This window comes from Rhodococcus sp. 06-1474-1B, assembly GCF_002258885.1.
Taxonomy (GTDB): Bacteria; Actinomycetota; Actinomycetes; order Mycobacteriales; family Mycobacteriaceae; genus Rhodococcoides; species Rhodococcoides fascians.
In genome coordinates this window covers 519,422-544,380 of sequence record NZ_NOYR01000023.1, presented here as the reverse complement: position 1 = coordinate 544,380, position 24,959 = coordinate 519,422, and the positions used below count along the sequence as shown (strand labels likewise).

Below are 24,959 nucleotides of genomic sequence, written 5' to 3'. Positions count from 1 at the left end.
GGTGCCGCGGGCGGATCGAACAATCCGTCGCCGTCCGACTTGTCGTCCGAGATGTCACTTCCGAAACCGCCGCTCACCGGTCGAACGCTACCGATTCGACGGTACGAAAGGCGAACGCGTTCGCGCTCAGCGGTCCCGCTTCGCGCGCAGAGCGGACACGACCGACTCGGCGTAGTCGGCGATATCGGGCTCTCCCGAACGCACTGCGCTGTCCTGGAGCACCGACCAACGCGAAATCAGCGCCTGCGACCGCGGTACCGACAGCTGGTGTGCGCGCGCCGCGGCAATTCGAGTGTGATCGTCGGGTAGGAACCAGTACGTGGTCAGCCACACCCAGATCAACCTCGCGTCGAGCAGCTTGGTCGCCAGCACGTGGTCGTCCGCCAGTGCAGGCCAGATGCCGACGACCTCCGAACGCCACGCGTCGATCATGGCCTGCTCGCGATCGTGCGAGAGCTCGAAACTGCACAGACACCCCGGGAACGACGCCAACGCGTACGTGATGTCGAGAGTGGCGTCTCGAAAACCGCCCCACTCGTAGTCGAGGAATCGAACGCCTTCGTCGTTGACGATGATGTTGTCGGGACACAGATCCGACGGGCTGAAGGCACGGAACGCGCCGTGTGCGAACAGCCGTCCGCTGCGCGAGACCCGTTCGAGAAGGACGTCCGGTGGCGCCCCTACTCCGAGCAATCCGGTCAACATGCCGGGTACCGCGGCGAGGGCGTCGGGTATCTGCGCGGAAATCCCGTCTGCAGAGTCGGGCTGCCCGACCCGCCGGAGCAATGCTGCGAAATCGTCCTCGCGGCCGACGGTTGCCGCATGCATGCGCCCGAGCGCCTGAGCCATGGCCATCAACGAGTTGGTGACCATCGATGCGTCGGAACTGCGCAGCAGCGTGGGGATCGCACTGGCGTCACCGAGGTCGCTCAGAATCAACAGCCGAGCATCGAGATCGTAGGCGTGCAGCTCCGGCCCCGGCCTGCTGTCGGTGGCCAGCGCATTCGCGAACTGGTACGAGGCGGCCTCGCGTAGAAATGCACTCGACCCGGCGACATCGGTGAGCTCGGAATGCAGCTCCGATTCTCCGGGAAGATCGCGCACCTGCTTGATGACAAGGGTTCGCGGAAGCTGAAAAGGATTCTCGGACACCTTCACTCGCAACACGATGGCTTGGCCACTACCCCCGAGGTCGACGGGATCGATCAGCGTCACCGGTGCCCCGGTGCGCTTGGTCAGTAGTCGCTGGGCTGCTGCCACTACCTCGGATACAGGGTCTGCAAGTGTTGCGGTCATCGTTGTCCAAGCTACCTGTTCGCTACGTCGTACTGTGCCGTGTCGCCGGCTACGAAAGAGACACGATTGTCCGTTTTGCGGCTTTCGAGATCCCATTCGTAGACCCGACCAGCTGGCCGGTTACCCCGAAGCCACCAAAGTATGCAGCGCGAATTACATCGGTGCAACGTCGACCGACACCGCGATCGTGCTCTTCTCGGCCTCGGTGTAGATGACCCCGCGCAACGGCGGAACGTCGGCATAGTCGCGGCCCCAGGCGACCGTCGCGTACCGCTCGTCGACCAGCTGATCATTGGTCGGATCGAAGGCCAGCCAGCGGTCGTCGGGCATCCACACCGCGGCCCACGCGTGGGTCGCATCGACACCGATCATGCGTTCCTTGCCCGGTGGCGGTTCCGTGGCGAGATAGCCCGACACGTACCGTGCCGCCAACCCCTGCGACCGCAGACAGGCGATGGCCAACCGAGCGAAGTCCTGACAGACCCCCGAACGTGCGGCGAGGACGTCGACCACGGTGGTCGATACCGTCGTGGACCCGGACAGATACCGAAAGTCGGTGAAGATTCGGTGCGTCAGATCGACGATGACGTCCGCGAGCGGACGCCCCGGCGTGAAACTGGGCGCGGCGTACGCTCGCACCTCGTCCGTGATCTCCGGCGTCGGCAGATCGAGGGCGAACTCCACCGCCGGTGAACGTGCCGACTCCGCTGCATCGGTCCTGGTGGGGTCGAACATGGCCATCCGGGCCGATTCCCACGGGGCAGTCGCAGGCCACGACGTGGTCTCGTCCACCGGCCGCGGGTACACCTCGACGAGCGAATCCGCCGTGACGACCAGCTTCTCGTGATCGTTGGTCACGTGGAAGTACACGTCTTCGTTGCCGTAGACATCGACGCCGAACGATTGATCGGTGGGTGGCGGCTCCACCGTGACCGACTTCTCGACGCAGTGCTGCCCGTCCATGTCCCGCGGCGCGAGAAATCCTCGCCCGTAGGACGACGTGACGCGATCGGAGTAGGTGTACGTGGTGATGTGCTTGATTCGGTACCGACGACTCGTCATCGTGCCCCGCTTCCGATCCGCGCACCGACGCTGCCCCACAGCGGCTGGGTACCGCCCGGCAGCGACATGTGCGTCGCGAGAACAACTCGGGACAGTTCTTCGAGCGAATCGTGAATACCGTCCACGAGATCGATCAGTTCCACCCGCCGCCCGGTGGCGTCGACCGACTCCAGATCACCCGGGTCGACGCGCCGCAACCGAACCCGCATCTGCTCGACGAGCTGTTCGGGCCGCGAGCTACCGGACGCATCCGGTAGCGCCCCGAGATCGTCACGAAGGCGGTCGAGTTGGTACACCAGTGCGCGAGGGTTGCCGGCGTCGAACAGCAGCAGCTGCGCAACTGCAGCCGGCCGTGCACGACCACTGTTGCGTCGGCGATAGATCACCGAGGACTCTGCCGCAGACAGCACCGAATCGATGACCGCCTGTTCGGTGGACGGCGTCAGGGCGTGACTCAGTGTCGCTGACAGCAACGCTGTCAGTTGCAATCCCCGCTCGATTCGCTTGCCCGCGTCCATCAGGTACCAACCGGCGTCCCGAACCATCGACTCCGACGCCAGTCCGGACAGCGCGAGCAGACCACGCAGCACGCTCGATTGCGATGCAGCCAACTGGGCACCGTTGTTGACGGCCGACTCGCCCAACTCCTCGAGCGCGGTGTCGATGCGAGCGAGCACTGCCCAGGTGTCGTTCGAGAGTTGATCGCGCACCGCACGAGCTGCCTGTTGCATCCGGTCGACCGACTGCGCCAGTGAACCGAGGCGCTCCACCGAGAGCATCAGCGAGCGCATTTCGGCCATCGCATCGGCGCGGATCGTCTCGTCCAGGAATCCCGGTCCCGTGCGCGATACCTTCGTGACCGCTTCCAGCAGAATCGGCAGGCTGTCGCTGCCGTCGAGCCACGGCATCGACCGATAGTCCTGATCCCGCTCCCGGGCGGCGATGAGCAGACGCGTCATGTCCTCCGCGCGTTCGCTGTACCGACCGAACCAGAAGAGATCGCCCAGCACACGCGGGGAACTGACCACCTCGACGTTGGACGCGGCGTACTGCGGCAACTCCTCCACCGTGGCAGGCGGGGTGTGCGGAGCCGAATCGGCCGGAGTGACCCTCTCCACCGACTTGACCCACACGTCCTTGGACGCGACGGTGATCAGTGGTTCGGTGACCGGCGCCGTGATCATGACCTGACCGAGACCGCCTCGCATCGGGGTGTAGCCGACCCGCTGCGCGACGGTGAACAAGCGCATTCCGACCTGGGCCGGAGCAACCGCCAACTGCTCCCCCGACCCGCTGCCCCACGACGAACCCACCGGAGCCAGCGAGAACTCCGGCACTTCCTGACCGGTCCATTTCCACGGAGCTGCCTCGACCTCGTCCCACAGCGCCCGGGCCGCGTGCTCGGTGAGATCGTGACCCACGACCGCACGTCGCGAGACCGTGGATCTCAACACCAGTGATCGCAACCGAGTTCGTATGTGTGAGAGCGCGATTGGGTCTCCACCCCAGTACGTGGGAACCGAGTCGAGAGCCAGATCCTCGTCCAGCAGAGCCCGGCTCAACGCCGGCAGCAACGGTGTCAGTGCGGGATTCTCGAGGACTCCGCTACCGAGAGTGTTGACCACGCTCACCGCACCGCGCCGAAGGACCTCGACCAGACCGACCACACCCAGGTGTGAATCCGGGCGCAGATCCAGCGGGTCGACGAACTCGGCGTCGACGCGCCGCAACACCACGTCCACCCGACGCAGTGTGCCGAGCGAACGCATCCACAAACAGCCGTCCCGCACCACCAGATCGGCGTTCTCGACGAGCGGAAAGCCCAGAACCGTTGCCAGATAAGCCTGGTCGAATGCCGTCTCGGAATGCGAACCCGGCGTCAACACCACCACGACAGGATCTTCGGCGGACGCGGGTGCAGCGTCACGCAGAGCCAAGCGCATCGCCCGAGCGAATGTCGACAACGGCCTCGGATTGCTCGCCTGGAACAACTCGGGCATCGCCCGCGACATCACTCGGCGATCGGCCAGCGCATACCCCACCCCGGACGGTGCCTGAGTGCGATCCGCAACGACCGAGAACCGGCCGTCGGACCCGCGCGCGATGTCGGCTGCGTGCATGAACAACTGATGCGGACCCGGAACGGTGATGGCATGAGCAGGCCGAAGATAGCCGGGGTTGCCGAAGATCAGCTCGGGCGGAATCAGACCGCGCCGGACTGTCTCCTGCGCTCCGTAGATGTCGGTCAGGATGGCGTCGAGCAGTTGCGAACGCTGGACCAGCCCCGCTTCGAGCCGATCCCATTCGTCCGCTGCAACGACGTACGGGACGCTGTCCAGTCCCCACCGCACGGAACTGGGCCCGGGCTCGTTGCCGCCCGTCGGAATCGGGTTGTAGGTGATTCCGTGGTCGTCGACCAGCCGGCTGACCCGAGACTGCAACGTCTGCATCGCACCCGGGCCGGCGTCGCGCATACCGTCGACCAGCTCCGCCCAGTGCGGACGCACCGTGTCGTCGGCACCGAGCATCTCGTCGAACAGATCTCTACGACCCGTCACGGCCTCACGTCGACCGTGGTATTCGAGCCACGGTGACACCAGGTCGGGAGACACGGGGTCGGGCGCACCGGCCGCCGTCTCGTTGCGGCCCGCCTCACTGTGAGCGGTATCCACGGGCACCATCGAGCCGTTGTTCCTTCCGTCGGTCGATCACACTCCGTCGCCGGATGAGGTGTGGTCGTTGCCGAATCCACCCGTTCCGCGTCGGACCGCAATCGCTACCGGTCGACTCGTTCTTTTCTGCCCGCCTCAGGACGTGTGAACCCCGGTCCGGCGCAGGTCCAGCATGCCGGGCGCAGTCACGTCGATCGCTTGGCGAGCGTGCATCTCGAGCAATCTTGCTATGTCCACCTTGCCGGACGTGAACCCGCCCTCCTCGAACCGGCCGTTGCGTCGCGCTTCTGCCTCGACCGAATTGACCGGTGGACCGTCGTAGGACCGACCGCCGGGGTGCACCACGTGATACGAACACCCACCGACTGCGCGCCCGGTCTGCATCTCCACCAGATCGAATCGCAAGGGACTCTGTACCTCGATCGTGGGATGCAGCGCGCTCGGCGGTTGCCAGGCGCGATAGCGCACTCCGGCGACCTGAACATCCTGTCGCTCGGTACGCAACATCGGTACCGGCACCCCGTTGCACGTCAACAGGTAGCGGCCCACATCGGCACCGGCAACGCGAACCTGGATGCGCTCGACCGAGGAATCCACGTAACGCGCCGTGCCGGACGACGTCGACTCCTCCCCGAGCGTGTTCCACGGCTCGATCGCACCGCGCAGTTCGATCTCGGCATCGCCGACGACGGTGGTACCGATGCGCGGAAAACGAAACTCGGTGAACGGGTCCAGCCAGCTGGTATCGAATTCGATGCCGTGGTCACGGAGATCCTCGGCGACCCGGCCGATATCATTGATCACGAAGTGCGGCAACATGTATCGACCGTGCAGGTTGGCACCGTGCCGAATCAGTGGTGCTTCGAGCGGGGTATCCCAGAATCGCGAGACCATCGAGCGCACGAGCAAGGACTGCACCATCGCCATCTGATGATGCGGCGGCATCTCGAATCCGCGAAGTTCGAGCAGACCGAGCCTGCCGCGGGTGGAGTCGGGGCTGTACAGCTTGTCGATGCAGAACTCGGCACGGTGCGTGTTTCCGGTGATGTCGGTGAGCAGGTGCCGCAGCGCCCGATCGACGACCCACGGCGATGCCGAACGGTCGGCACCGGTCAGACGCTTGATCTCGCTGAACGCAACCTCGAGCTCGTAGAGCGACTCCTCACGACCTTCGTCGGCTCGGGGGGCCTGCGAGGTGGTACCGATGAATCGACCCGAGAACAGGTACGACAGCGACGGGTGACGTTGCCAGTGTGTCAACAGAGACACCAGCAGGTCCGGTCGGCGCAGCACCGGCGAATCGGACGGTGTGACGCCACCCAGGGTGATGTGGTTGCCACCGCCGGTGCCCCGGGTGGTGCCGTCGTTGTCGAAACCCTCGGTACTCAACCGTGATTTACGCGCCTCGAGATACAAGCGCTCCATCAGCTCGTTCTGCTCCGCCCACGACGACGTCGGCTGAACGTTCACCTCGATGACCCCGGGATCCGGAGTGACCGTGAGGGTTTGGATACGGGGATCCGAAGGCGGGCCGTAACCCTCGAGGACGACCGGTGTCTCGATCGCGGATGCGGCGCGCTCCACCCGAGAGACCAGATCGACGAAGTCGTCCAATCGATCCATCGGCGGCATGAACACGTGCAGTACGCCGTCGCGTACCTCGGCGACCAGTGCGGTCACCGCAGTTCCACCCACTCCGGACGTCTCCCGCACCGCCTGCGCGTAGCGTGACTCGGCCGGGTCGACGGCCCGGGGTGGTTGCTGCGTCAGCTGCGGGGTCGGCAGATCGGGTTTCGGTGCGGTGGGATCGGCCGGGTTCTCGACCGGACCCCCGTCCCACGAGATCGCTCGTAGCGGCAGACGGAGCCCGGCGGGAGAATCCCCCTCCAACAACACGATTCGCCCACGTCGCAGCTTCCAGTCTGCGCTCTGCCAGCCAGTGCCGTCCTCGGTCCGCGAGATCGGCAACACGAATGCCGCCGGTTCGTCGGTACTGGCGTCGAGCCGTTCGAGGAGAAGCCTTCTCGCAGCTGCGGAATCTGTCCCCGGTTCGAGATCGTCGGCGTCGGCCGGCGGATCCCCGTAGGGCTGACGCACCAGATCCAACAGCTTGACGAGCGGGTCCTCGTAGGCCGGACGCGCTTGCGAGGCGGGCAGACCCAATCCGTCGACCAGTCGGTCGATCAGCTTCTGCGATACGGAATTGTCGACTGGATCAGGACGCAGATCGTCCGCCGACCACGGATCGGCTATGAGGTCCGAGTCGTGCCACAGTGCCTGGCCGTCGGTGCGCCAGAACAAACCCACCTGCCATCGTGGGAGAGGCTCACCGGGATACCATTTGCCCTGGCTGCGCTGGACCATGCCGTCGGGCGCGTAGATGGTTCGAAGTCGTTCTGCGAGAACGCTGGCCAGCTTGCGCTTGTGCGGACCGTCTGCGGTGGTGTTCCACTCGGGCGCTTCCTGGTTCTCGATGGCGACGAACGTCGGCTCACCACCGACGGTCAATCGAATGTCCTGGTCGAGCATGCGCCGGTCGATCTTCTCGGCCGTGGCCTCGATCGCGTCCCACTGCTCGGCCGTGTAGGGCAACGTTGTGCGCGGATCCTCGTGAACACGCACCACCGTGTTCGAGAAGTCCAGTTCGGCTGTGCATTTGCTCGTCGCGCCGGAGATCGCGGCCGCGGTCGACGGATGCGGCGTGGCCGACAGTGGAATGTGACCCTCGCCGGCGAACAGGCCCGAGGTGGGGTCCATTCCGACCCAACCGGCACCGGGGAGGTACACCTCGGTCCAGGCGTGCAGGTCGGTGAAGTCCTCGACCGGCCCGGACGGACCGTCCAGCGATTTCACGTCCGAGGACAATTGGACGAGGTAACCCGAGACGAAACGCGCGGCCAGGCCCATCTGACGAAGGACCGACACCAGCAACCACGCGGAGTCACGGCACGATCCCACGGCGGACGTCAACGTCAGGTCCGGGGTCTGCACTCCGGGCTCCATCCGCACCGAGTAGCCGACGTCCGCCATCACGGCCTGATTGGCCATGACGAGAAAGTCGATGGTGCGCAACGATTCTCCGCGCTCGACGACGGCGGCCTGCAGCTTCTCCACCCACGCGGACACGACCGGCCCGGGCCCGGAACCGGCCTTGTCCTCGTCCACCGGGCGAAGATAGGGCTCGAGATCGGGCAGATCGTGTTCCTCGTATGCGAAGCCGAAGTGCTCCGCCCATTCCTCGACGAAAAAATCCAACGGATTGATCGACGCCATGTCCGCAACGAGTCCGACCGTGATGGACAGATGGTCGGTTCGCTCGGGGAACACCACGCGGGCGAGAAAGTTGCCGAAGACGTCCTGCTGCCAGTTGACGAAATGCTCGGCCGGCTCGATCTTCAGCGAATACGCCTCGATCGGAGTGCGCGAATGCGGTGCCGGTCGCAGCCTGATCTCGTGCGGAAAGATCTTGACCGTGCGGTCGAATCGGTAACTGGTGCGATGTTCGAGTGCAACCTTGATGCCCACGGCGAGCCCCTCGTGATAGTCCCGGTATGGGTAGAAACAACAACCCTAGTGGGCCCCGGCCCGGTGCGCTCGGCAAGAATTCGAACCATCGACGATGCCCGACGGTATTCGGGCCCGCACGACCGTCCACGTGTCGAACGCCTTGACACAACTCAGCGGTCTACGGTTCGTTCAGCTTCGAAAATGCGGACGAATCGTCGACGTACCACGCCAGACATGAAGGGTGAATCGTGAGTGAAAACCCGCCCGACGGACCGCAATACGGTCGCGGACCCAACCCGGACAAGCCGGACCCGAACACGCCGCAGACACCGGGAAGCGGGTACCCACCGCCCGGCAACTACCCGCCTCAGGGCAGCTACCCTCCCCCGCCCGGCAACTACCCGCCCCAAGGCAACTACCCGCCTCAGGGCGGCTATCCTCCCCCTCCCGGAAACTACCCACCGCCGCCCGGAAACTACCCACCTCAGGGTGCGCCCGGTGGCTATCCACCCCCGCTCGGCAATTACCCACCGCCGCCCGGGAACTACGGGAACTACGGAAATCAGAACTACGGACAGACACCTCTCGGACCCAACCCCGGTCGACTCGACGTCGGTGCCGCACTGAGCTACGGCTTCGAAAAGTTCAAGGCCAACACCGGACCGTGGCTCGGTATCACGGCCATCGTGTGGGCGGTCAGCGTCGCCGTGTTCATCGTCACGTTCGCGTCGACCCTGACGGCCGCGGTCGCTGCCGCCGACCGAGGTGAAAGTACTGCCGTCGCGGCGACGTCGGGCGTATTCCTGGTGGTGACCACGATCGCGACATTCGTGTCCTACTTCGTGAATGCGGCATACGTACGGGGAGCGTTGGACGAAACGGGTGGGCCACAGAAGCCGACGTTCGGCAGGTTCTTCCAACTCACGAACGTTCCGCAGATTGCGGTACTGGCTGTGATCTGGACGGTGGCCAGCGTCGTGCTGAGCTTCGTTCCGTTCCTGGGCACCGTCCTGCTGATCGTGATCGGTTTCCTCGCGAACTTCGCACTGACTTTCCTGATCGATCGCAACCAGTCGGCGATCGAGTCGATCAAGTCGTCTATAGACCTGACGGTCAAGAACTTCGGCCCGGTCCTGCTGCTGTTGCTGGCCCTCGCCGCCATCAACTTCGTCGGCATTGTGCTGTGCGGCCTCGGTCTGCTCATCACCCTTCCGGTCTCGGTGATCGCCACCAACTACGCCTACCGCGTACTCACCGGCGGGCCCCTGACTCCCGCGCGCTGATCTCGCACCACGACAGACGCGAATGTCCCCGTAACGCACTGCGTTACGGGGACATTCGTTCTTGCGGACCTCGAGTGGAAGCTAGGCCTCTGTCGGCGCTTCTTCCTTCTTCTCCGGCTTGAAGTCGACGCCCGATTCCTTGCGCTGCTGCGCGGTGATCGGTGCAGGCGCGTCGGTCAACGGGTCGATGCCGCCACCGGACTTGGGGAATGCGATGACCTCACGGATGGAATCGACTCCGGCGAGCAGCGCGGTGATGCGATCCCAACCGAACGCGATTCCGCCGTGCGGCGGCGCGCCGTAGCTGAAGGCATCGAGAAGGAAGCCGAACTTCTCCTGGGCCTCTTCCTTGCCGATCCCCATGATCGCAAACACTCGTTCCTGAATGTCCTTGCGATGGATACGAATACTGCCGCCGCCGATCTCGTTTCCGTTGCAGACGATGTCGTAGGCGTAGGCCAGAGCAGATCCCGGATCGGTGTCGAATGTGTCCATCGACTCCGGCTTCGGCGACGTGAACGCATGGTGCACGGCCGTCCACGCCCCGGACCCGACGGCGACGTCGCCACTGGCGGTGGCGTCGGACGTGGGCTCGAACAGCGGCGCGTCGACGACCCACACGAACGCCCACGCCTTGGGGTCGATCAGGTCGAGCTTGCGTGCGATCTCGCCGCGGACGGCGCCGAGCAGTCCGCGGGAGGCCTTGACCGGACCGGCGGAGAAGAAGATCGCGTCGCCGTTCTTCGCGCCGACGTGCGCAGCGAGGCCGTCCCGTTCGGCGTCGGTCAGGTTCTTCGCGACCGGGCCGCCGAGGGTGCCGTCCTCACCGACCAGCACGTAGGCCAGGCCCTTGTGGCCACGCTGCTTGGCGAATTCCTGCCAACGGTCGAGCTGCTTACGGGGCTGCGACGCACCACCGGGCATGACGACCGCACCGACGTACGGAGCCTGAAAGACGCGGAACGTGGTGTCGGAGAAGAAGTCCGTGCACTCGACCAGTTCGATGTCGAATCGAAGATCGGGCTTGTCGGAGCCGTACCGGCGCATGGCCTCGGCATAGGTGATCCGCGGGATGGGTGCCGTGAAGTGGTGCCCGACGAGCTTCCACAGCGACGCCAGAATTTCCTCGGCCAACAGGATGACGTCGTCCTGGGTGACGAAGCTCATCTCGACGTCGAGCTGGGTGAACTCGGGCTGACGATCGGCACGGAAGTCTTCGTCTCGATAGCAGCGAGCGATCTGGTAGTACCGCTCGATACCGCCGACCATCAGCAGCTGCTTGAACAGCTGTGGGCTCTGCGGCAGTGCGTAGAAGCTACCCGGCTGCAGACGAGCGGGAACGAGGAAGTCCCGTGCGCCTTCGGGGGTGGAACGCGTCAGCGTCGGGGTCTCGACCTCGACGAACTCGTGGTGCGCCAGAACCGATCGGGCGGCGGCGTTGACGTGCGAACGCAGTCGAATGGCATGGCCGGGGCCCTCACGGCGCAAGTCTAGGTAGCGGTACTTGAGGCGTGCTTCCTCACCGGGCTGATCGTCGAGCTGGAACGGCAACGGTGCGGCCTCGGACAACACCTCGATCTCGGATGCCTCGACCTCGATGGCGCCGGTGGGGATCTCGTAGTTCGCGTTGCCCTCCGGACGACCCTCGACCTTGCCGGTCACCTTCACCACGTACTCGGCGCGCAGTCGGTGGGCCTGCTCGAGCGCAGCACCCTCACGGAACACGACCTGGGACACACCGGACGCGTCACGCAGATCGATGAAGATGACGCCACCGTGATCGCGTCGACGGGCCACCCATCCCGTCAACGTCACAGTTCGGTCGACGTGCTCGGGGCGTAATGAGCCGGCGAGATGGGTGCGCAGCACGGGTGTCCTTTCGAGAAAAATCCGCTGATCGTGTTGTTCGATCCTCGATCCTACGGAGCGCATCGCCGCAGAAGGAAACGAGATCCCGTCCCGGCATGCGAAGCTAGGGCCGACAACGGCGGTATCGGTTCGCACGGAGTATGCGGGCTCGGCGGAGGGGAACTCCAGCATGACGTTCAGAGAAGGCTCGCAAATGGAGCCGGGCCGAGTTTCCGTCGGCGGTAGCGGAGGGGGCGGCGGACGAGGCAAGTTGGCCATCGGCGGCGGAGCGGGTGGACTGGTCATCATCGTCCTTGCACTGCTGTTCGGCGGCGATCCCGGCGCAATCCTGAACCAGATCAGCGGCGGCGACAGTTCCGCCGGGCAGAACGGCTCCGGGTCGTCGGGAACTCTCGAATGCACCGTCGCAGAGGCGAACAGCAGCGTCGATTGCCGTATCGGGTTCACGGCGTCGAGCTTGGACACCGTCTGGGAATCACAATTGCAGTCGCAGACCGGCGTCGCCTACGTCCAGCCGGACGTGCGGTTGTTCTCCGGCGCTACGAACACCGGGTGCGGTAACGCGACCAGCTCCGTCGGTCCGTTCTACTGCCCGGCCGATTCCACCGCCTATTTCGACACGAGCTTCTTTCAGGTCCTCGTCGATCAATTCGGCTCCAGCGGCGGCCCCCTGGCGCAGGAGTACGTCGTGGCGCACGAGATCGGCCACCACATCCAGAATCAGCTGGGCGACATAGGCCGCGCGCAGGCCGATCCGCAGGGACCCGAGTCCGGCGGCGTCAAGGTGGAGTTGCAAGCCGACTGCTACGCCGGAATCTGGGCGCATTACGCAGCCGAGACCGTCGACCCGGACACCGGCGTCCCGTTCCTCGAACCGCTGACCGCCACCGATATCGACGATGCCCTGTCGGCAGCGTCGTCGGTGGGCGACGACCGGATTCAGCAGGCGTCCACCGGCCGGGTCAACCCCGAGGGCTGGACGCACGGCTCGTCCGCCCAGCGCCAGGCGTGGTTCTCCACCGGCTACGAGACCGGACAAGTGGCGGCCTGCGACACGTTCTCGGCTCGCGACCTCGACAATCCCTGAACCAGTACTACTCAGAACAGCGTGAGTGCCGGCCCCGAGGTCACCAACCCGCGGGGTTCGGCAGGCTCGTTCGCGGGCAACGCGCGAATCTGGTCGGCGGCGAAACCGTAGGTGTCGAGCAGCGGATCGATTCTCGCCTTCAGCCACTGCTTGTACTCCGGAGTGACGTACGCCCCGTGTCCGTAGAGCTGGCGGTATCTGCGTACCAACGCCGGGTGCTCCTTCACCAGCCAGCTCATGTACCAGTCCTTGGTGCTCGATCGAAGATGCATCGGCAGCGCCGTGACGGTCGTCGCCCCGGCCTCGGCCAGCGCAGCGATCAGCCCGTCGAGTTGTCTGGCTCCGTCGGTGAGAAACGGAATGACCGGAGCCACCAGCACACTGCAGTCGAGTCCCGCATCCCGCACAGCGCGGATGAGGTCCAATCGTGCTCGCGGACTTGGTGTTCCGGGTTCGAGCTGCTTCTGCAGATCCGCATCGTGGATCGCCAAACTGATGCTCACGTGTACGTCGACCTTCTGTGCAGCCAGGGTCAGCAGCGGCAGATCCCGTCGCAACAGCGTTCCCTTGGTCAGGATCGAGAACGGCGTACCCGACTCGGTCAACGCGCGAATGATGCCGGGCATCAACCGATATCGCCCCTCGGCGCGTTGATAGGGATCGGTGTTGGTCCCCAGCGCGACCGGCTCCCGCTTCCAGGATCGACGTGCGAGCTCTTTGCGGAGGACTGCCGCAACGTTCGTCTTGACGACGATCTGCGAGTCGAAATCGTTGCCGGAATCGAGGTCCAGGTATTCGTGTGTCGGCCTCGCGAAGCAGTACCGGCACGCATGCGAGCATCCGCGCATCGGATTGACGGTCCACGAGAACGGCACCTGCGATTCGCCCGGAACCTCGTTCAGGGCACTCTTGCACAGCACCTCGTGAAATGTGATGCCCTCGAACTCCGGGGTCTGCACGCTGCGGACGAGCCCGGACCGTTCCAGCCCCGGTAGCGCGCCCTCGTCTGCGGCATCGAGAGTCTGACCGGCCCATCGCATGCACACAGTCGAACATTTGTTCTATGCCGTGTCAAGGTCGGCATCGCTCCCCCGCATCCCCCGGTCGGGTCCGGCAGCCGACAAGCGATAGCGTAGGGCCCGAAGTCGATCCTAGGAGTGCACCGCACGTGACCGCCCCGAACACACCGACCCTGGAACCCATTCTGCGCCTGGGCCTCACCCTGGGACCGGCCATCGAGATCGGTTCGGTGCCCGAAGGCGACCGAGTCGTCGCCACCGTCCTCGGCGGGGCCGCACCCGGCCCCGACATCGAGGGCACTCTTGCTGCTCGATCGACCGTCGTCAGCGTCACCCGGCCCGACGGGTGCACCGAGTTCAGCAGCGATCTCGTCCTCGAATTGGCAACCGGCGGTTACCTTTCGCTCGACTATCGTGGAGTCCAGTTCGGACCGGCCGAGGTCATCAACGCTTTGAACGATCCCGGCCGAGAGGTCGACCCGGCGACCTACTACTTCCGCGGCACGTTGCGAGTGTCGACCGCTGTTCCGAAGTTCACGTACCTCAACCGGGCCCTCGTCGTCACCTCCGGCTCACGATCGGCCGAGGCCGTGGTGCTCGACGCATTCCTGGTGACCTGAGAGCCGTCCGCTCTCATCCGAGCAGCTGCGCGACCTCCCGGTCGGTCAACGTCGCATGCGGAGTGCGACCTTTGCTGCGAACAAGTTCGATCGCTCGGTAGAGAGGGCGCTCGTCGAGCCCGGCGTCGCGAGCCTCGGCCCGCAGCTGATCCACCAGCACCGACGCGATGGCCGCCGCGGGAACGAGTTCGGTGGTCCACAGCGAATCGGCGAGCGTGCGCAACGCAAGAATCGGCAGTTCGCGGCCGCCGCCCCTGGTGTAGAGCGCCAACGGCAGAACGATACGAGTACGACCGTCGTAGAGCCGCAGCGAGATCTGGTCGATTCCGGCCGTGCGGATGGTCATTTCCGCCGTCACCACCTCCGGCATGTTCAGCCGTCGGGTACGCAGTCCCCGAGTGCACAGCCGTGGCCCGTCGAGCCACACCCGGCGGCGCAATCCCAGCCAACCCGACAGCGCCGCCGGACCACCGACGATCACTCCGACGAGGACTGCCACCCACACGGGGACGACGAGCGCCAGAACGACGCCCAGCACGACCCCGACCAGTAGCGAACCGACCACGATCTTGCGCAACCGCGGCGCGAGAAACTCCGCCGAGACCAGATCGAGGGCTACCGGACCCGCCGAGGGCCGAGGGTCATCGGCCAAGGTGCACTCCGAGGACGTCGACCACGTCGGCCAACGCGACCGTCTCCTGCTCGCCGTTCGAAAGGTCTTTCACCACGATGGATTCGGCCGACAGCTCTTGATCGCCCAGCACGAGCGCGTATCGGGCTCCCGAACGATCAGCCGCTTTCATCGCTCCCTTCATGCCGCGATTTCCGTACGCCATGTCCACCGCGATGCCACGTTCACGCAACTGAGCTGCGATGTCGACGATCGCGAGTTTGGCCGCGGCACCCATCGGGATGCCGAACACCTGACACCGCGACGTCGTGCCTGCGGTCTTGCCCTCGGCGGCCAACGCGAGAACGGTGCGATCGACACCGAGCCCGAATCCGATACCCGACAGCGCCTGCCCGCCCAACTGCTCCATCAGGCCGTCGTAGCGGCCGCCGCCGCCGATGCCCGATTGGGCCCCGAGGCCGTCGTGCACGAACTCGAACGTCGTCTTCGTGTAGTAGTCGAGCCCACGAACCATGCGCGGGTTGACCAAGTACGGAACATTCATCACATCGAGGTAGGCCAACACCTCGTCGAAATGCTGCTTCGCAGAATCGGAGAGATGGTCGAGCATCAACGGCGCGTCGGCAGTCATCTCGCGGACCTCCGGCCGCTTGTCGTCGAGAACCCGCAGCGGGTTGATCTCGGCGCGTCGACGCGTGTCCTCGTCCAACGGAAGCGCAAAGAGGAACTGCTGCAGCAACTCTCGATACTGCGGGCGGCAGGTGTCGTCGCCGAGCGAGGTGATCTCGAGCCTGAAACCGGTGAGACCGAGGGCGCGGAACCCGGCATCGGCCACGGCGATGACCTCGGCGTCCAACGCCGGGTCGTCGACCCCGATCGCCTCGACACCGACCTGCTGCAGTTGGCGGTAGCGGCCGGCCTGCGGGCGCTCGTACCGGAAGAACGGCCCGGCGTAGGCCAACTTGACCGGCAGCGCCCCGCGGTCCAAGCCGTGCTCGATCACCGCACGCATGACGCCCGCAGTCCCCTCGGGACGCAGAGTCACCGACCGATCGCCGCGGTCGGAGAAGGTGTACATCTCCTTGCTGACCACGTCGGTCGATTCGCCGACTCCCCGGGCGAACAACCCGGTGTCCTCGAAGATCGGGAGTTCGATGTGGCCGTACCCGGCGGCGCGCGCCGCACCGAGAAGGCCCTCACGGACAGCGACGAATTCGGCCGAATTCGGGGGGAAGTAATCGGGAATGCCCTTGGGCGCGGAAAAGGTGGTCGGCTTGCTCACGGTCACAGCTTTCCTTGCTCGGGGTCGCCGAGTCCAACGAGGAACGGATTGGACCCGCGCTCCTGACCGATGGAACTCTGTCCGCCGTGTCCGGGGAGCACGACGGTCTCGTCGCGCAGCGGCAGCAACCGCGACGCGATGGACCGTAGAAGTTGATCGTGGTCGCCGCCGGGCAGATCTGTCCGGCCGATCGACCCGGCGAACAAGGTGTCGCCGGTCAGCGCCAACGGAACCGTCCCGTCGGGACCGTTGGCCTCGGTGAGGAACACCACCGAGCCCTGCGTGTGCCCTGGAGTGTGCACGACCGTGAAGTCGATTCCCGCGAGGCTCAGACGTTGCTCGTGCGCCAACTCGATGACCTCGTCCGGCTCGTGGAACTCGAGGTCGCCGAGCACGGCAGCGAGCGTCGGACCGGTCCCTTTGATCGGGTCCGCCAACATGTATCGATCCTCGGGCGCGATGTATGCGGGGATTCCGTACTTCGAGCAGACCGGCTCCACGGACCACGTGTGGTCCAGATGACCATGGGTCAGCAGCACCGCTGTCGGGGTCAGCGAGGATCGCGTCAGGAAGTCGACCAACGGATCGACGGCATCCTGGCCGGGATCGACCACGACGCACTCGGATGCGTCGTCCTGAGCGAGGATGTAGCAGTTCGTCTGAAACATTCCTGCGGGGAATCCGGTGACGAGCAAGACAATCGCTCCTAAGAGGCAGAGGCCGAAGTACCGAGCCAGCTTAGTGGGGAGGTTCTCGTCGGGTCCCCCCAGCATGCTCTCAGGCAATGATGGCAAACTCGCGTTGGCCGATTGTCGGCCGGCTACCACACGACCCACCCGCTCAGCGAGCAGGCGTGGTCGAACCAGGACAAGCGGGAGGACACGAATTGCCCAGCAACGAGCAACGGCGCGAGGCTGCCAAGCGAAAGCTCGAACGCCAACTCGTACGACGCGCAGAGCGAGCACGACGTCGGAAGCAGTTGACGATCGCCGGCTCCATCCTCGGTGTGGTTGCGGTCGTGGCCGTTGTCTCGGTCGTCTTCGTGGTGACCCGCGGTGACGACGACGCGAGCACGGCGCAGGACTCGACCACGTCTGCACCGGCCGATTCGATCATCGCTGCGGGCCGTACGGAACCGCTGCCCGAGACGGTGAACTGTTCCTACCCTGCCGCCGCGCAGCCGGCCGCCAAGCCCAACACCCCTCCCCGCACCGAGAACATCCCCACCAGCGACGAGCCCTTGAGCTACAGCATGGCCACGACCGCCGGCAACATCGGCCTGACACTGAACAACCCCGAATCCCCGTGCACGGTGAACAGTTTCGTGTCCCTGGCCAATCAGGGCTACTTCGACGGCACCACCTGCCACCGCCTGACGACGGGTGCCGGCCTGCAGGTGCTGCAGTGCGGCGATCCCACCGGCTCCGGTAGTGGCGGGCCGGGCTACCAGTTCGCCGACGAGTTCCCCACCGACACGTACGCCGAGGGCGATCCTGCCGCGCAGACTCCTGTCCTGTATCCCCGCGGAACCCTGGCGATGGCCAACGCCGGCCCGGGAACCAACGGCAGCCAGTTCTTCCTCGTCTACGGCGATTCGCAACTCCCGCCCGCCTACACCGCCTTCGGCACGATCGACGAGACCGGTCTCGCCACCTTGGATGCCATCGCGGCCAAGGGGGCGCAGGGCGGTGCCTCCGACGGCGCACCGGCCGAGCCGGTAGACATCACCTCGATGCAGAGCGACCTGTGACACGCGTACCCGGTCTGGTGATCGCAGCCTCCGCTGCGGCACTTCTTATCGCCGGCTGCTCCGGATCGACGGAGACCGCTGCCACGCCCACTCCGGCCGGTTCGACGACCGCTGCCTCGACGGCGGCCACGACGACCACCCCGCGGCCGCCGCTGAATCTGTCGCGGTTCGGTGCGCTGCCGCCCGTTCCGCAGCCGACCACCGATACGGTCTCGTGTGCGTACCCGGCGGAGTCTCCGGCCGCCAAGGAGGTTGCTCCGCCTCCGACCGAGAACATCGACGTCTTCGGAACGGTAGACGTGACGCTGTCGACGACCCAGGGCGACATCGGAATGACGCTCGACCGTACCGAAGCCCCGTGCGCCGTCAACAGTGTGGTCAGCCTGGCTCAGCAGGGCTACTTCGACGGCGCACCGTGTCATCGGTTGACCACCTCCCCCGGCCTCGAAGTGTTGCAATGCGGCGACCCGTCGGGATCGGGTCGTGGCGGCCCCGGCTACAGCTTCGCCAACGAATACCCCACAACGGCGTTCGCCGACGATCCCGCGCAGGCCCAGAACCCGGTCGTCTACCCCCGTGGCACCCTGGCCATGGCCAATGCAGGCCCTGACACCAACGGCAGCCAGTTCTTCCTGGTGTACGCCGACTCGGTGCTGCCGCCGCAGTACACGGTGTTCGGCACCATCTCCGATGCCGGCCTGCAGACCCTGGACGCCATTGCGGCCGGTGGAGTCAGCGGCGGTGCAGAGGACGGAGCGCCGGCGAATCCGGTGGTCATCACCTCGGCAACCTGACGTACCGCACGACGAGGACAGGGTGAGCAGAAATTTCTGCTCACCCTGTTGTCGTATCGGGTCGGAATTCGGTCAGGCCGCCGAGGTGAGCCTGTACACGTCGTACACGCCCTCCACGTTGCGCACGACGTTGAGCACGTGCCCCAGATGCTTGGGGTCACCCATCTCGAACGTGAACTTGCTGATCGCCACCCGATCACCCGACGTCGCGACGGATGCCGAGAGGATGTTGACCTTCTCGTCGGCCAGAGCCTTCGTGACGTCCGAGAGCAACCGATGCCGGTCCAGGGCCTCGATCTGAATGGCCACGAGGAACACCGAGGAGGCCGACGGTGCCCATTGCACCTCGATGAAGCGCTCGGACTGCTCCTCGAGCGACCGCGCATTGGTGCAGTCGGTGCGGTGGACGCTGACCGACCCGCCGCGGGTGACGAACCCGAGTATCTCGTCCCCGGGTACAGGGGTGCAGCACTTGGCAAGTTTTGCCACGACACCCTCGGCACCGGTGACCAGTACCCCGGCGTCTCCGACCTGACGCGGTCTGGTCGGAATGGTCGACGGCGTAGAGCGCTCCGCGAGCTCTTCCTCGACGTCACCGACACCACCGAGATGAGCGACAAGCCTCTGCACGACGTGGCGAGCAGAAACGTGGTTCTCACCGACCGCGGTGTACAACGCCGACACGTCCACGTACCGCAGTTCGTGGGAGATGGCCGACATGGACTCGGCATTCATCAAGCGCTGCAACGGAAGTCCGCCGCGACGGACCTCTTTCGCGATGGCGTCCTTACCGGCTTCGAGGGCCTCTTCGCGACGTTCCTTGGCGAACCACTGACGGATCTTGGTCTTCGCACGCGGTGACGCGACGAAGCCCTGCCAATCTCGACTCGGCCCGGCCGTGACGGCCTTGGACGTGAAGACCTCGACCACCTCGCCGTTGTCGAGGGTTCGTTCGAGTGCCACCAGGCGACCGTTGACCCGGGCTCCGATACAGCGGTGACCCACTTCGGTGTGCACCGCATAGGCGAAGTCGACCGGACACGATCCGGCGGGAAGCGTGACGACATCGCCCTTCGGGGTGAAGACGAAAATTTCCTTGACCGCCAGGTCGTAGCGCAGAGACTCGAGGAACTCGCCCGGGTCGGCCGCTTCACGCTGCCAGTCGAGCAACTGGCGCATCCACGCCATGTCGTCGACCTCGGCGTTGTCCTGCGAGTGCTTGCCCTTGGTCTCCTTGTATCGCCAGTGAGCAGCGATACCGAACTCCGCGGTGCGGTGCATGTCCCTGGTGCGAATCTGCACTTCGAGTGGCTTGCCCTCGGGCCCGATCACCGTCGTGTGCAGCGACTGGTAGACGCCGTACCGTGGCTGCGCGATGTAGTCCTTGAAGCGGCCCGCCATCGGCTGCCACAGCGAGTGCACGACGCCGACTGCGGCATAGCAGTCGCGAATCTCGTCGCACAGAATGCGCACTCCCACGAGGTCGTGGATGTCGTCGAAGTCGCGGCCCTTGACGATCATCTTCTGGTAGATCGACCAGTAGTGCTTGGGACGTCCCTCGACGACGGCGCTGATTCTCGATGCCGCCAGTGTGGCGTTGATCTCGGCCCGTACCTTCTCGAGGTACGTGTCGCGGGATGGTGCCCGATCGGCGACCAGCCGAACGATCTCGTCGTACTTCTTGGGATGGAGAATGGCGAAGGCCAGGTCTTCGAGCTCCCATTTGACGGTGGCCATACCCAGCCGATGAGCAAGCGGCGCAATGACTTCCAGTGTTTCCTTGGCCTTGCGGGCCTGCTTCTCCGGGGGCAGGAATCGCATCGTGCGCATGTTGTGCAGTCGATCGGCGACCTTGATGACCAACACCCGCGGGTCCCGCGCCATCGCGATGATCATCTTTCGGATGGTCTCGCCCTCGGCGGCCGTCCCCAGTACGACCTTGTCCAGCTTGGTGACCCCGTCGACAAGATGGGACACCTCGTCACCGAACTCCTCGGTCAACTTGGCCAACGAGTAGCCGGTGTCCTCCACCGTGTCGTGCAGCAGCGCCGCAACCAACGTGGTGGTGTCCATACCCAGTTCGGCGAGGATGTTCGCCACGGCAAGTGGATGGGTGATGTACGGATCGCCGGACTTGCGCATCTGCGTGGAATGCAGCTCGTCCGCGACGTCGTAGGCCCGCTGCAGCAGCGTCAGATCGGCCTTGGGATACAGCTCGCGATGCAGACTGACCAGAGGTTCGAGGACGGGCTTGACCGCCGCGCTGCGTCCGGCCGTGATGCGACGAGCGAGCCGCGCCCGAACTCGACGGGAGGCCGAGGTGGGCACGGGTGCCGAATTGCGTGCACCCGACGGCGCCTGGTCGCCGGCCTGCGCCGAATCACTCGACCCCGGCTCGCGCACGCCCGGTCTGTCCACCACCGGATCGTTGACCACTGCGGTATCGACGACCGCGCTCGTATCGCCGGACGCGACCGAATCCGCACCGGTTCCCGGCCGATCGGCGACTGCGGGCCGCTCGGGCAAGGGCTGATCGATGTAACGGGTCACTCTCATCACCTCCTGCCACACATTCGCGCCGACGCCAGGACAGATCCGGTCGACGCTGTATCAGTCGACTTTAGTCCTCAGACTCGAACCAGGCAGGCGAGCGGGTAGTCACTGCACTTGCTGCGGCCGTCGAGCGCCTCGATTTCCAACACCACGGTCGCCCCGACCACCACCGCGCCCTGCTCGGCCAACAACCGAGCTGTCGCATCGACGGTACCGCCGGTGGCGAGGACATCGTCGACCACGAGCACCCGTCGACCGGCCAGCTCGATGGAGGTCGGAATCTGCAGTTCCGCGGTTCCGTACTCGAGATCGTAGGTTCGCGAGTGCACGGGCGGCGGCAGTTTGCCCGCCTTGCGTACAGCGAGCACCCCGCAACCGAGCTCGAGTCCCACGCCCGCTCCCAGCAGAAACCCTCGGGCATCGATGCCGGCCACCAGATCGACGTTCTCGAAACCCTCCGCCAGTGCCGTGACGACGCTGCGCAACGCGGGCCCCTCCGCGAACACCGGGGTCAGGTCGCCGAACCGCACCCCGTCCACGGGAAAATCGTCCACCCACCGCGTCAGCCGATGCACGGCCGACACGGCATCACCGCGCACCCCGCCGTCCTGAGCCACTGTCGCATCGCTCATTTCAAAAGTACCCACCGATCCATGTTCCAGCCGGCACCGGCCGCCGTGGGGTTGGCCACGACGTCCTGCATACCGTCGCTCACGACGGTGGTGCGCGGCTCGCTGTACAGCGGAAGCGACGGCATGTCGTTCCACAGAATGTTCTCGCCCTCGGTCGCCAACGCCAGCACGCGCTCGGGATCGTCGGTCACCGCCAGCTGGTCGACGATCGAGTCGATCCGCCCGTTGCTGTACCCGCCCACGTTGAGGCCGATACCGGTTCGCAACGAGTACCGTGCAACGACGGACGACGCCGAGCCGGTCGGCCCTGGCAGCGACCCCGCGCCGCCGAGAACGGCGTCCACTGTTCCGGCACGAAGCGCGGACGGCGTGAACTCCGGTGAGCTCGCGTCCTCGACGGTGATCCCCGCCGCCGCACAATCGGTCGCCATTCGGCTGACCAGCTGAGCGCGGCGCGCGTCCGGTGCCAGGTAGCCGACGCGTACGGTCAGCGCACTGCTACCCGATGCGGCCAGTTCCTTGCCCGCGCGGTCCAGGTCCGACCGCTGGTACCGGTCCCCGACCGTCGCAGCCACCGAGGGGTACACCAGTGTGTCCGGTTGCATCAGCCGAGAATCGACGACCCCGGAGCCGGGCCCGGCCGGCGGTGCCTCGAAGCCAGGGTGCCCGAGTGTGTCGAACAGGTCCGTTCGCGGGATGCATGCGGCCACGGCCCGGCGAGCACTCGCCTCCGCCAGCGCGCCCTGGGTCGCGAACGTCAGCTGCTCGACGCCTCGCGACGGTTCCGTGACGGTCTCGAACCCCTCGGTAGAACCCAGATCGATCGCGCCCGCACCCTGGTCGATCACGTCCAGAGATCCATCGGCAATCTTGGCCGGGACGTCGGTGCCCTTGGGCCAGATCACGACTCTTTGCGTCTCCGGCGGAATGCCCCACCAGGCGTCGTTCGCGACCAGAACCAACCCGTCCTCGGCGGTGTACGAGTCGACGCGGTACGGACCGGCCGACGGCAACAGAGACGTGTCGACAGAACCGGGCGTCAACGTCCACCCGGTGTTCCAGAAATCGGCGATCCGAGAGACGACACCGTCATCGCCGGCCACTATGGGATCGACGACGTTCGGTACCCCGGCCGCGCGCGCAGCCACGTGTGCGGGCAAAAGATCGGTGGCACCGAACAGAGCTCGCCAGTTCTGGTAGCTACGGCCCGGGGCGAAGACGACGGTGGCGTCCTTGGACCCGGGGACGCAGTCGATGCTCGCGATGTCGGAGTATCCCGCCGTCGACGCCGCGTCGAACAGGGGACGGTCGGTGGCGAACCGGCCGCTGTTGGCGGCCCACGCCAGCACCAGGTCATCGCACGCCATCGGTGCGCCGTCGGAGTATTTGGCCGCAGGCGCGATCGTGTACTGCAGCGTCAGAACGTCCCCTGGCACGACCGCGACGGTACCGATGTCGTTGTCCGACAGCGCATCACCGTCCGGTCCGAGATAGCTGAACCCGACCTGGACTCGTGTGAACGCCTGACGCGCTCCCGACGCGGCCCCGGCGACGGTCCTGGCGTTGTAGTTGTTCACCACGTTGTCGAACGAGTACCCGATGGAAGGCACCTTGTCCTCCGAGGCCGAACATGCGGTGAGCGACGCTGCGGCCAGACCCGCTGCCAGCAGTGCCGCGCTCCACCTACGTTCCACGTGCACTCTCCATCTCTACGATCTCGCTATCGGCGCTTCTTGTTCCGCTTCCCAGTGGGGCGATTGCCGGGCTGCGGTGCCGACGCCTTGCTGACATCCACGCCGACGGCCACCGGTTCGGGTGCGAGACCGGCGGCGCGCGCCGCCGCGTCGGCACGCTTGGAGTGGACCTTGCGAGTGTGGACCGCGACCGGGCCCCACTTCTCCTTCAAGGTCACCAACAGCGGCGTGGCGAAGAAGATGGACGAGTAGGCACCGACGATCATGCCGACGAGCTGCACGAGAGCGAGATCCTTGAGCGTTCCCACGCCCAGCAGCCAGACCGCGACGATCATCAACGCGATGACCGGCAGAACACCGATCACGGTCGTGTTGATCGATCGCATCAGAGTCTGATTCACGGCGAGGTTGGCCTGCTCCGCGTACGTCTTGCGGTGCAGATTCAAGATGCCTCGGGTGTTCTCCTCCACCTTGTCGAACACCACGACGGAGTCGTACAGCGAGAATCCCAGAATGGTCAGCAGACCGATCACCGTGGCCGGGGTTACCTCGAAGCCGACGAGTGAATAGACGCCCGCGGTGACGACGAGATCGAAGCCCAGTGCGGCCAGGGCCGCCAGCGCCATGTCTCGTTCGTATCGGATGGCGATGTAGATGCTGACGATCACCAGGAACACCGCGAGGGCTATCAGAGCCTTCTGGGTGATCTGACTCCCCCATGTCTCACTCACGTCCGAGACGCTGATGGCATTGGGCGTTGCGGTGCCCGAGTTGTCCTGCGGCTGGAAGGACTGGAACAGCGCCTGTCGAAGAGTGTCGACTTCGGCTGGATCGAGCGCCTCGGAACGGATCTGCACCGTCGCCGCGGCACCCGAGCCGACCGTCTGGACCGACACCGGGGGCATGCCCAGCGAGTCGTTGTAGACGGTTTCGACCTGCTCGGTGGAGATGTTGTCCGCGGCGGGCAATGCGATGCGGGTGCCGCCCTCGAAGTCGATACCGAGCGTGAACCCACGCACGAGGAAGCTGAGCAGGCAGATCAGCACGATGACGCCGGTCAGCACGTAGTAGAACCTACGGCGTCCGACGATCTCGAATGCCCCGGTGCCGGTGTAGAGACGAGAGAACCAACTGTGCCTGGGCTGCGTGGACTGGTCGACGCTCGAATCGTCGAGAGGCGATGGGGTCGAGGTGGCCGTATCGGACAT

At 65.5% G+C, this 24,959-nt stretch carries 18 protein-coding genes; 5 read left to right on the top strand and 13 right to left on the bottom strand.

The features are described from left to right. Nucleotides 1-126 precede the first annotated feature (126 nt). The 4 genes from CH266_RS12795 to CH266_RS12780 form a co-directional block, all read right to left on the bottom strand. A complete protein-coding gene (locus tag CH266_RS12795) occupies nucleotides 127-1,296 on the bottom strand; it encodes a kinase (protein ID WP_027496966.1) in 1,170 nt (389 codons plus the stop codon). A gap of 153 nt (nucleotides 1,297-1,449) precedes the next feature. Then, nucleotides 1,450-2,358 carry a transglutaminase family protein gene (locus tag CH266_RS12790; RefSeq protein ID WP_032370482.1) on the bottom strand — a complete coding sequence of 303 codons (909 nt, stop codon included), beginning with the start codon at nucleotides 2,356-2,358 and terminating at the stop codon, nucleotides 1,450-1,452. Next, nucleotides 2,355-5,039: a circularly permuted type 2 ATP-grasp protein gene (locus tag CH266_RS12785; protein WP_032370481.1), complete on the bottom strand. Its 2,685-nt coding sequence runs from the start codon at nucleotides 5,037-5,039 to the stop codon at nucleotides 2,355-2,357. The genes CH266_RS12790 and CH266_RS12785 overlap by 4 nt, the downstream gene beginning before the upstream one ends. 126 nt (nucleotides 5,040-5,165) lie before the next feature. Then, on the bottom strand, nucleotides 5,166-8,555 hold the full coding sequence (locus CH266_RS12780) for a transglutaminase family protein (protein ID WP_094715388.1): 3,390 nt from the start codon (nucleotides 8,553-8,555) through the stop codon (nucleotides 5,166-5,168). A gap of 230 nt (nucleotides 8,556-8,785) precedes the next feature. Here CH266_RS12780 and CH266_RS12775 point away from each other — a divergent pair, with 230 nt between their 5' ends. Beyond that, nucleotides 8,786-9,820 carry a hypothetical protein gene (locus CH266_RS12775; RefSeq protein ID WP_094715387.1) on the top strand — a complete coding sequence of 345 codons (1,035 nt, stop codon included), beginning with the start codon at nucleotides 8,786-8,788 and terminating at the stop codon, nucleotides 9,818-9,820. Nucleotides 9,821-9,901: 81 nt separating this feature from the next. Here the strand turns inward: CH266_RS12775 and aspS are convergent, their stop codons facing one another. After that, nucleotides 9,902-11,689: an aspartate--tRNA ligase gene (aspS, locus tag CH266_RS12770; RefSeq protein ID WP_032372494.1), complete on the bottom strand. Its 1,788-nt coding sequence runs from the start codon at nucleotides 11,687-11,689 to the stop codon at nucleotides 9,902-9,904. 169 nt (nucleotides 11,690-11,858) lie between these two features. On the opposite strand from aspS, the gene ypfJ reads away from it, so the two are divergent. Then, entirely contained in the window at nucleotides 11,859-12,776 is a 918-nt protein-coding gene (ypfJ, locus tag CH266_RS12765; RefSeq protein WP_032372495.1) for a KPN_02809 family neutral zinc metallopeptidase, read from the top strand. An 11-nt stretch (nucleotides 12,777-12,787) separates the two neighbouring features. On the opposite strand, the gene CH266_RS12760 is transcribed toward ypfJ, so the two are convergent. Next, complete coding sequence (locus tag CH266_RS12760; protein ID WP_094715386.1) at nucleotides 12,788-13,816, bottom strand: Rv2578c family radical SAM protein; 1,029 nt, start codon at nucleotides 13,814-13,816, stop codon at nucleotides 12,788-12,790. A 128-nt stretch (nucleotides 13,817-13,944) separates the two neighbouring features. On the opposite strand from CH266_RS12760, the gene CH266_RS12755 reads away from it, so the two are divergent. Next, nucleotides 13,945-14,415 carry a DUF3237 family protein gene (locus tag CH266_RS12755; protein WP_094715385.1) on the top strand — a complete coding sequence of 157 codons (471 nt, stop codon included), beginning with the start codon at nucleotides 13,945-13,947 and terminating at the stop codon, nucleotides 14,413-14,415. Between the two features lie 13 nt (nucleotides 14,416-14,428). Here CH266_RS12755 and CH266_RS12750 read toward each other — a convergent pair whose 3' ends face one another. The 3 genes from CH266_RS12750 to CH266_RS12740 are packed head-to-tail and all read right to left on the bottom strand — an operon-like array spanning nucleotide 14,429 to nucleotide 17,023. Continuing rightward, nucleotides 14,429-15,067 (bottom strand): hypothetical protein, encoded by a 639-nt coding sequence (locus CH266_RS12750; RefSeq protein WP_094715384.1) that lies wholly within the window; start codon nucleotides 15,065-15,067, stop codon nucleotides 14,429-14,431. After that, the gene (gene hisS, locus CH266_RS12745; protein ID WP_094715522.1) at nucleotides 15,057-16,328 is read right to left on the bottom strand and encodes a histidine--tRNA ligase; all 1,272 of its coding nucleotides are present in this window, start codon (nucleotides 16,326-16,328) and stop codon (nucleotides 15,057-15,059) included. Before hisS ends, CH266_RS12750 begins: the two co-directional genes overlap by 11 nt. A gap of 2 nt (nucleotides 16,329-16,330) precedes the next feature. Next, nucleotides 16,331-17,023: an MBL fold metallo-hydrolase gene (locus CH266_RS12740; protein ID WP_094715383.1), complete on the bottom strand. Its 693-nt coding sequence runs from the start codon at nucleotides 17,021-17,023 to the stop codon at nucleotides 16,331-16,333. Between the two features lie 191 nt (nucleotides 17,024-17,214). Here CH266_RS12740 and CH266_RS12735 point away from each other — a divergent pair, with 191 nt between their 5' ends. Together CH266_RS12735 and CH266_RS12730 are read left to right on the top strand one after the other, a co-directional pair. Next, nucleotides 17,215-18,078 carry a peptidylprolyl isomerase gene (locus CH266_RS12735; RefSeq protein WP_027496954.1) on the top strand — a complete coding sequence of 288 codons (864 nt, stop codon included), beginning with the start codon at nucleotides 17,215-17,217 and terminating at the stop codon, nucleotides 18,076-18,078. After that, nucleotides 18,075-18,872, top strand: coding sequence for a peptidylprolyl isomerase (locus CH266_RS12730; RefSeq protein ID WP_052068830.1), 798 nt, complete (start codon nucleotides 18,075-18,077; stop codon nucleotides 18,870-18,872). The genes CH266_RS12735 and CH266_RS12730 overlap by 4 nt, the downstream gene beginning before the upstream one ends. 72 nt (nucleotides 18,873-18,944) lie before the next feature. On the opposite strand, the gene CH266_RS12725 is transcribed toward CH266_RS12730, so the two are convergent. From CH266_RS12725 to secF, 4 genes are all read right to left on the bottom strand, one after another. Beyond that, nucleotides 18,945-21,293 carry a RelA/SpoT family protein gene (locus CH266_RS12725; RefSeq protein ID WP_441347056.1) on the bottom strand — a complete coding sequence of 783 codons (2,349 nt, stop codon included), beginning with the start codon at nucleotides 21,291-21,293 and terminating at the stop codon, nucleotides 18,945-18,947. Between the two features lie 206 nt (nucleotides 21,294-21,499). Further along, nucleotides 21,500-22,057 carry an adenine phosphoribosyltransferase gene (locus CH266_RS12720; RefSeq protein WP_094715382.1) on the bottom strand — a complete coding sequence of 186 codons (558 nt, stop codon included), beginning with the start codon at nucleotides 22,055-22,057 and terminating at the stop codon, nucleotides 21,500-21,502. Continuing rightward, nucleotides 22,054-23,757, bottom strand: coding sequence for an ABC transporter substrate-binding protein (locus tag CH266_RS12715; protein WP_094715381.1), 1,704 nt, complete (start codon nucleotides 23,755-23,757; stop codon nucleotides 22,054-22,056). Before CH266_RS12715 ends, CH266_RS12720 begins: the two co-directional genes overlap by 4 nt. A gap of 20 nt (nucleotides 23,758-23,777) precedes the next feature. After that, entirely contained in the window at nucleotides 23,778-24,959 is a 1,182-nt protein-coding gene (gene secF / locus CH266_RS12710; protein ID WP_032372500.1) for a protein translocase subunit SecF, read from the bottom strand.

Excerpts from the sequence above, each read along its gene's own strand:
- ypfJ (WP_032372495.1), top strand. The coding sequence starts at position 11,859 with ATGACGTTCAGAGAAGGCTCGCAAATGGAGCCGGGCCGAGTTTCCGTC.
- secF (WP_032372500.1), bottom strand. The coding sequence starts at position 24,959 with ATGTCCGATACGGCCACCTCGACCCCATCGCCTCTCGACGATTCGAGC.
- CH266_RS12720 (WP_094715382.1), bottom strand. The coding sequence starts at position 22,057 with ATGAGCGATGCGACAGTGGCTCAGGACGGCGGGGTGCGCGGTGATGCC.
- CH266_RS12785 (WP_032370481.1), bottom strand. The coding sequence starts at position 5,039 with ATGGTGCCCGTGGATACCGCTCACAGTGAGGCGGGCCGCAACGAGACG.
- CH266_RS12795 (WP_027496966.1), bottom strand. The coding sequence starts at position 1,296 with ATGACCGCAACACTTGCAGACCCTGTATCCGAGGTAGTGGCAGCAGCC.
- CH266_RS12790 (WP_032370482.1), bottom strand. The coding sequence starts at position 2,358 with ATGACGAGTCGTCGGTACCGAATCAAGCACATCACCACGTACACCTAC.
- CH266_RS12760 (WP_094715386.1), bottom strand. The coding sequence starts at position 13,816 with ATGCGATGGGCCGGTCAGACTCTCGATGCCGCAGACGAGGGCGCGCTA.